The sequence below is a fragment of the Nocardiopsis sp. TNDT3 genome (assembly GCF_003427465.1).
GTDB lineage: Bacteria > Actinomycetota > Actinomycetes > Streptosporangiales > Streptosporangiaceae > Nocardiopsis > Nocardiopsis dassonvillei.
Genome location: NZ_QPFC01000116.1, coordinates 1 through 6,684, shown reverse-complemented (window position 1 = coordinate 6,684; position 6,684 = coordinate 1). Strand labels below are relative to the sequence as shown.

General features: G+C 70.7%; 8 protein-coding genes. 5 read left to right on the top strand and 3 right to left on the bottom strand.

Going from position 1 to position 6,684, the window contains the following annotated elements:
- Window positions 1-244 precede the first annotated feature (244 nt).
- Window positions 245-1,042 carry a helix-turn-helix transcriptional regulator gene (locus DQW06_RS03250; RefSeq protein WP_232238660.1) on the top strand — a complete coding sequence of 266 codons (798 nt, stop codon included), beginning with the start codon at window positions 245-247 and terminating at the stop codon, window positions 1,040-1,042.
- Window positions 1,043-1,063: 21 nt separating this feature from the next.
- Here the strand turns inward: DQW06_RS03250 and DQW06_RS03245 are convergent, their stop codons facing one another.
- From DQW06_RS03245 to DQW06_RS03235, 3 genes are all read right to left on the bottom strand, one after another.
- The gene (locus tag DQW06_RS03245; protein WP_013152737.1) at window positions 1,064-1,495 is read right to left on the bottom strand and encodes an HIT family protein; all 432 of its coding nucleotides are present in this window, start codon (window positions 1,493-1,495) and stop codon (window positions 1,064-1,066) included.
- 232 nt (window positions 1,496-1,727) lie between these two features.
- The gene (locus tag DQW06_RS03240; RefSeq protein WP_117197933.1) at window positions 1,728-3,149 is read right to left on the bottom strand and encodes an MFS transporter; all 1,422 of its coding nucleotides are present in this window, start codon (window positions 3,147-3,149) and stop codon (window positions 1,728-1,730) included.
- Entirely contained in the window at window positions 3,146-3,610 is a 465-nt protein-coding gene (locus DQW06_RS03235) for a hypothetical protein (protein ID WP_117197932.1), read from the bottom strand. Before DQW06_RS03235 ends, DQW06_RS03240 begins: the two co-directional genes overlap by 4 nt.
- 79 nt (window positions 3,611-3,689) lie before the next feature.
- Here DQW06_RS03235 and DQW06_RS03230 point away from each other — a divergent pair, with 79 nt between their 5' ends.
- From DQW06_RS03230 to DQW06_RS03215, 4 genes are all read left to right on the top strand, one after another.
- Window positions 3,690-4,304 (top strand): TetR/AcrR family transcriptional regulator C-terminal domain-containing protein, encoded by a 615-nt coding sequence (locus DQW06_RS03230; RefSeq protein WP_013152740.1) that lies wholly within the window; start codon window positions 3,690-3,692, stop codon window positions 4,302-4,304.
- A gap of 455 nt (window positions 4,305-4,759) precedes the next feature.
- A complete protein-coding gene (locus DQW06_RS03225) occupies window positions 4,760-5,011 on the top strand; it encodes a metal-sensitive transcriptional regulator (protein ID WP_019611331.1) in 252 nt (83 codons plus the stop codon).
- A gap of 228 nt (window positions 5,012-5,239) precedes the next feature.
- Window positions 5,240-5,812: a rhodanese-like domain-containing protein gene (locus DQW06_RS03220; protein WP_013152742.1), complete on the top strand. Its 573-nt coding sequence runs from the start codon at window positions 5,240-5,242 to the stop codon at window positions 5,810-5,812.
- A 100-nt stretch (window positions 5,813-5,912) separates the two neighbouring features.
- Window positions 5,913-6,684: MBL fold metallo-hydrolase (locus DQW06_RS03215; protein ID WP_157983332.1), on the top strand; the 772-nt coding region annotated here is incomplete at its 3' end.

The following is a 6,684-nucleotide window of genomic DNA, read 5'->3' as shown; positions in this document are numbered from 1 at the left end:
CGCGGACGAACTCCCGGGCCACGGCGAGTCCGGCGTGGGTGGCGGGGGTCAGCCTCTGGTCGTGCATGGAAGTCTCCGATCGTCGTGTTCCGCCGCGCGTTCCGGGCGGTCCCGGTGCGCCCGGTGCGGTGTGCTCTCGATGATCCGGGGAGCCGGACGGGGGAGGAAGACCGCGTCGAGGGTGGTACCGGCAGGACCAGGCTCGCCCGACGGCACGGGGCGCGGGGCGGGGACAATGGGGGGCATGTCGAGCAGCGATCGGACCGAGTTCGGGGAGTACCTGCGGCGGCGCAGGGCCGCGATGAGCCCTCCGGAGCCTCGGGGCGGTGTGCGGGTGTCCCGTCGGCGGGTTCCGGGGCTCCGCCGCCAGGAGGTCTCCGACATCGCGGGTATCTCGGTGGAGTACTACACGCGCCTGGAACAGGGCCGGGCGCCCCGCCCCTCGCGTGAGGTCCTCTCCTCGCTGGCCCGGGCGTTCGGGCTCTCGGACGCCGAACGCGACCACCTCTTCCGGCTGGGGGGCGAGCCCCCGCCCGAACCGGCCTCGCCCTCCTCGGTCATCCGCCCCGGGCTGCTGCGTCTGCTGCGCGGCCTGGACGAGACGATGCCGGTCACCGTGCACGACGGGCGGCTCGACCTCCTCGCCCGCAACAAGGCCGCGCGGGAGCTGCTGGGGTCCCCGACCGGCGGCGGTCCGTTCGAGCGCAACATCGCCTACCAGGCCTTCACGACCGACGTGCTCACGCAGCTGCTCGGGGGCGGGGGCGCGGACCGGTTCCTGCGGGCGGCGGCCGCCGAACTCCGGACGGCGCTGAGCCGGTACCCCGAGGACGCCTACCTTCGCGCCCTGCTCGCCGAGCTCACCGAGACCAGCCGGAGCTTCCGCGACCACTGGGAGGAGGGGGAGGTCGGCGTTTCGAGGTCCGCGGTCAAACAGATGCGCCACCCGGCCCGGGGGTGGTCCCGCTTCGAGATCGAGGTGCTCCACGACCCCGAGCGGGACCACTGGATCATGCTCTACACGCCTCACGGCGAGGAGTAGCCCTCCGTGCCGTGAGGGGCGTCAGTCCCTGGGCGCGACGGCGTGGTCGAACCCCAGTTCCCGGAGGGCGGTACGCAGCCGCTCGGCCGAGCGGTCGAGGACGCTGTGGTCCGTCTCGGTCTCGACGCCGCTGAGGTCGAAGTCGGACATGTCCCAGACGGGGGCCACGTGGACGTGCATGTGCGGCACCTCGAAGCCCGCGACGAGCAGCCCGGCGCGGGGCGCGTTCCAGGCGGCGCGAACGCCCCGGCCGACGGCCTGGGCCACTTCCATGCACCTGGTCAGGAGGGCGGGGTCGGCATCGGTCCAGTGGTCGACCTCCGCCCGGGGGACGACCAGGGTGTGGCCCGGCCGGAGCGGGGCGATGGACAGGAAGGCCACGACCTCGGGGTCCTTCCACACGAAGTGTCCGGGGAGGTCGCCGGCGATGATCTTGGAGAAGAGGGTCGGCAAGGGTGGGAGGCCTTTCCAGCGCGGGTGGGAACAGACGGTTCCTCACAGTGTGGGGGTCAGGACCCGGTGGGGCGTCCGGAACCGGCGGGCAGTGCGGGGCGGCCTGTGGCCACCGACCCCAGACAGATCCACGGTTCCGACCCATCTGAACTGGTGTTTCCTCATCTCGGTGTCGGCGGTCAACCGGGCCGAAGGTGCCGTGGACGCGTTGGGCCCCGGCGGTTGGATCCCTCTACCGCGTGGTCCGATCATCGGCGTGTCGCGCACTCGCCTCCCGGGAGAGGGCCAGTGCGGCGACACCGGCTGCTGTGAGCATGAGCCCCGCGAGCAGCACGAGCACGGTTGTGTGGGAACGACTGCCCACAGCACCGACCAGGGATCCGATCCCGGTGACGCCGAGTGCCGCGCCGAGCTGAACGACGAGCAGGACGGCCGTGGTGCCCCTCCCGGCCATCGCTGCCGGGAGTATGCGGTAGATGCTGGCGAAGGTTGGCGCGGAGACCGCTCCGAACGAGAGGCCGGTGAGGCACAGAAGGAGCGTGCACACCAACGCGGGGGAGGGCAGGAGTTGCGCGCAGGCCGCCAGGAGAGCCAGGGAACCCGCTGAACAGGCCGCCGCGGTGGTGACGATCCTTCGGGATCCGACGCGGTCCGAGAGCGCTCCAGCGACGCTCATCGACACCAGCATCCCCGTTCCGAAGGCCGCCAGTGGCACGGCCTCGGTGAGCCCGCTGAGATCCCATGACCGTGCGGCCAGCAGGGGCACGAGAGTGAGTACGGAGAACAGCAGCACGCCACCCATACCCATGATCGCGGCGGCTCCGGAGAAGCGACGGTCGGTGAAGAGCCGCGGGTCGATGATCGGCGCGGGTACGCGCAGAGAACGCCGGACGTAGACCACCAACAGCAGTGCGCCCAGTACACCCGCGGTGAGCGTTGACCATGGCGTTCCAGCGGAGAGCCGACCGATGGCGAACAGGCTTGCGGTGAAGCCGAGACCGAGCAGGGCCAGGCCGACAAGGTCGAACCGGTGGGCCTGAGCTGCCCCTGGGGCTGATGAGTCGGTGCCGGGGGACGTTCTCCACTGACCCAGGGAAAGAGCCAGGAGCACGCCAGCCAGGAGGATGGGCGGTACGGCGAAGAGGAAGACGCTGCGCCAACCCGCGGCGGACAACAGAGCGGCGCCGATGACGGGTCCGACCGCCGGGGCGAGGTTGATCACCATGGACATCAGCCCCATGACCGCGCCGATGCGTCGGCGATCGGTGATCTGCGAGATCAAGGCCAGGCAGGCGGGCTCCAGGACTCCGCCGCCGAGCCCCTGCACGGCACGTGCCGCGATGAGCTGTTCGAACGTCACCGCCGATCCGCTTCCCAGCGCACCCGCCGCGAAAACCGCGAGACCCACCAGCAGCACCGGGCGGCCGCCGAACCGGTCCACGGCCCACCCGGCGAAGGGGAGCGCCAGTCCTGCCGTCAGCAAGAAGACCGTCGTAACCCACACGATCGAACTCATGGAGGTCCCAAGAGCCTCCGCCAGGGTGGTGAGCGCCATCGACGTGACCGAACTGACCAGTACCGAGACGAAGCCGATGACCGCCAGCGCGGCGACCGCCAGGGGGAGAAAACGCGCGGAGACGCTTGTCGGCATCATCGGTCCCTTCCGTGCCAGACGGCGACCAGCGCGGTGACCCCCGGGAGGGCGAGGAGGCAGAGCAGGGCCAGGCCCAACCACAGGGGAACGATTCGGTCGTACGCACCGCCTTCGGCCCCGGCACTGAGGATGAGCACTCCCATGCCGACCGTGAACAGGGTCGTGACCACTCCGCGTTCCCACCATCCACGCCGAACCGCCGCCAGGGCGAAGAGCCACCCCAAGAGCCCTGTCGCGCCGACGATCACCAGGTAGAGGATGATCGCTGTCCGCTCGGCGGCTATCTCGACGGCGTCCCACTGGGGGTAGGCGGCCAGTACGTGACGCTCCACCGACCCGAGGAACCACAGGTCCAGGACCGGCAGCAGGATGCACACCACCTGCAAACCGGCACCGATCCGCAACGCCTGTGCGAGGTTCCCACCGCCCCCGTTGCGGCGTTCCTGCTTCTCAGCTGACATGGCGCAACACCTCTCTTACGGCGTATGAGACGGCTTGATGCTACTCTTACGGCGTAAGAGAGGTCAATCGAGGGGTGGCATGAGCCAAACGCGCGTCCAGGGCAAGCACGCCGGTCTGAGTCGGCGCCAGGTACTGCGAACCGCCGTGGGGCTGGTCGACGCCGAAGGAGTCGCCGCGCTGTCCATGCGGCGACTGGCGCGTGAACTCGGGGTGGAGGCGATGACCCTCTACCACCACGTGCGCAACAAGGAGGCGCTGGAAGACGCCATCGTCGAACACGTCCTCGCCGAGTCGATCCGTGAACCCCAGGCTTCAGACTCGTGGCAGGAGGCGATCACCGGTTACGCGCTCGATGTGCACCGAGGCCTGCTCGCCCATCCGGGGGTGGCCACCCTCTTCGCCACCCGCCCTGCCCTGACCAGCCGGAACCTTCGCGAACTCGAAGGCCTCCTGCGTATCCTCACCGCGGCGGGTTTCGCCGCTGGGACCGCCCTGACCATCGTGCACGTGACGGCCTCGTCCGTGCTCGGACAACACCTGACCAAGCAGGGCGAGAACTCCGGCGACCCTGTTCCCGGAAGTGCCGACCTGCCCTTGGTGAACAAGGCCCTCGAAGCAGGGCTGCCCGGTGTCGACGCCCGGATGAGGTTCACCCTGACCGCACTCGTCACCGGTTATGAGAGTCTTCTGTGAAAGTCGCGGGATTCCCGGCGCACCGCACGTCGCCGTCCTCCACTCGCTGATAGGGCACTGAGCCGGGGCGTGCCTCCAGGCGCCTCCGTTCCCGCCGGTCCTGAATCGGTGCCGGTCGCAGGAGAGGAAGCCGAGGGGAGATGCCGGAGGCAGCCGCGCGCTGGCCGGTCCCGCAGCGCTCGTCGAGGTCCTCCTGAGCGACGCCGGGATCGAGGCGGTACGGCTGCCCTGGGCCCGGTGGGCCGGGGCGCCCGACGCCGGGTCCGGCAGGGCGTCCCCGGCTGCCGCGGACCCGGGGCGGCCCCGACTCCGGGGTGTCCGATCGGGGAAGGCGGTGCGAGAATCCGATCCGCGGACAGGCTCCTGGGGCCGGTGTGACCTACGCGACTGGCCGCGCGGATACACCCGGGGGTATGGTGGGGGCACGGGCGGAAGGAGACCAGATGAAGCCTGAAATGGTGGGCGACGCCATCACGCGACTCAAGCGCGCGCAGGGCCAGCTCTCCGGTGTCATCTCGATGATGGAGGCGGGGGAGGACTGCGCCGCCGTCCTCCAGCAGTTGGCCGCGGTCTCCCGGGCCCTGGACCGGGCGGGGTTCAAGATCGTCGCGAGCGGCATGCGGCACTGCAACACCGCACGCGAGCGGGGCGAGGAGCCCGAGCTCACCGAGGAGGAGCTGGAGAAGCTGTTCCTGGCCCTGGCCTGAGGGTTCGTGGGCGCCGACCGGGTGTCGGGCGCCCGTGCGCCGCCTTTCGCGCGGAGTCCCCCTCCGGCCTCGACCGGAGCGTCTCCATGGCTTCTGGATACTCCCCCCAGTATACGGGGGCGGATATCGGGCAGTCCGGGTTCCCGCGTGTCCGGAGTCCCGGTCCGTCCACTGGATACCCCCGGGTGTATCCAGATCCACTCCCGCACCACCGAAGGAAGGAAACACATGAGTGACCACGGCATCGACGTGCGCGCCGTGCGCGTACTGCTCGAAACCGACCCCCGCGCCCTGATCGTCGACGTGCGCACCCCCGCCGAATACGAGGGCTCACACATCCCGGGGGCCGTCAACCTGCCGCTGGAGCAGGTGGACGCCCACCTGGAGCGCATCGTCGCCGGCGCGGGCGGCCGCCTCGTCCTGGTCTGCCGCTCCGGCAAGCGGGCCGGGCGGTGCCGGAACACGTTGGCGGGGGCGGGCCTGGGCGACACGGTCGTGCTGGAGGGCGGCATGAACGCCTGGGAGGCGCAGGGGGCGCCCCTGGAGCGCGGCCGCGAGAGATGGGCGCTGGAACGCCAGGTCCGACTGGTGGCGGGCGGCATCGTCCTGGGCTCGGTGCTCGCCTCCCCGGTGTGGTTCCCGGCGGTGGCGGTCGCCGGTGTCGTCGGTGCGGGGCTGGTCTTCGCCGCCGTCACCGACACCTGCGCCATGGGCATGGCCCTGTCCCGCCTTCCCTACAACCGGCCGAGCGGGGAGGTCGACATCGAGGACTCCCTGGCCCGCATCGCCGCCGGCCGATGAGCGCACGCGAACAGGACCTCCCTCTGCCCTCTGGATACGCCCCCCAGTATCTGACCAGGGCTGACACGTCACACAGCACCCACCGGACAAGGAGCAGAGCATGCTGCTGGAACGCCTCTACGACGACGACCTCGCCCAGGCCGGCTACTTCGTCGGCTGTCAGGCCAGCGGAGAGGCCGTCGTGGTCGACGCCCGCCGCGACATCGACGACTACCTCGGACTGGCCCGCGCACACGGCATGCGCATCGTCGCCGTGACCGAGACCCACATCCACGCCGACTACCTCTCCGGCACCCGCGAACTCGCCGCGGCCACCGGCGCCACCGCGTACGTCTCCGGCGAGGGCGGTCAGGACTGGCAGTACGGATTCGACGCCGAACGGCTGCTCGACGGTGACGCCATCACCGTCGGCAACATCACGGTCCGCGCGAGCCACACCCCCGGGCACACGCCCGAGCACCTCTCCTTCCTGGTGACGGACGGGGCGTTCAGCCGCGACCCCGGCTACCTGCTCTCGGGTGACTTCGTCTTCGCCGGCGACCTGGGCCGTCCGGACCTGCTCGACGAGGCCGCAGGGGGGAGCGGCACCCGGTTCGAGGGCGCCCGCCAGCTCTTCGAGAGCCTGCGCCGGGTGTTCCTGAACCTGCCGGACCACGTCCAGGTCCTTCCCGGACACGGTGCGGGCAGCGCTTGCGGCAAGGCCCTCGGCGCTCTTCCGGCCACCACGGTCGGGTACGAGCGGCTCAACGCCTGGTGGGGTCCCTACCTGCGCGCCGGCGACATGGAGGGCTTCGTCGCGGAACTGCTCGACGGACAGCCCGACGCCCACGCCTACTTCGCGCGGATGAAGCGCCAGAACAGGGAGGGGCCCC

Bases quoted from the DNA above. Each gene is read 5' to 3' on its own strand.
- DQW06_RS03240 (WP_117197933.1), bottom strand. From the start codon at position 3,149: ATGATGCCGACAAGCGTCTCCGCGCGTTTTCTCCCCCTGGCGGTCGCC.
- DQW06_RS03230 (WP_013152740.1), top strand. From the start codon at position 3,690: ATGAGCCAAACGCGCGTCCAGGGCAAGCACGCCGGTCTGAGTCGGCGC.
- DQW06_RS03250 (WP_232238660.1), top strand. From the start codon at position 245: ATGTCGAGCAGCGATCGGACCGAGTTCGGGGAGTACCTGCGGCGGCGC.
- DQW06_RS03220 (WP_013152742.1), top strand. From the start codon at position 5,240: ATGAGTGACCACGGCATCGACGTGCGCGCCGTGCGCGTACTGCTCGAA.
- DQW06_RS03225 (WP_019611331.1), top strand. From the start codon at position 4,760: ATGGTGGGCGACGCCATCACGCGACTCAAGCGCGCGCAGGGCCAGCTC.
- DQW06_RS03235 (WP_117197932.1), bottom strand. From the start codon at position 3,610: ATGTCAGCTGAGAAGCAGGAACGCCGCAACGGGGGCGGTGGGAACCTC.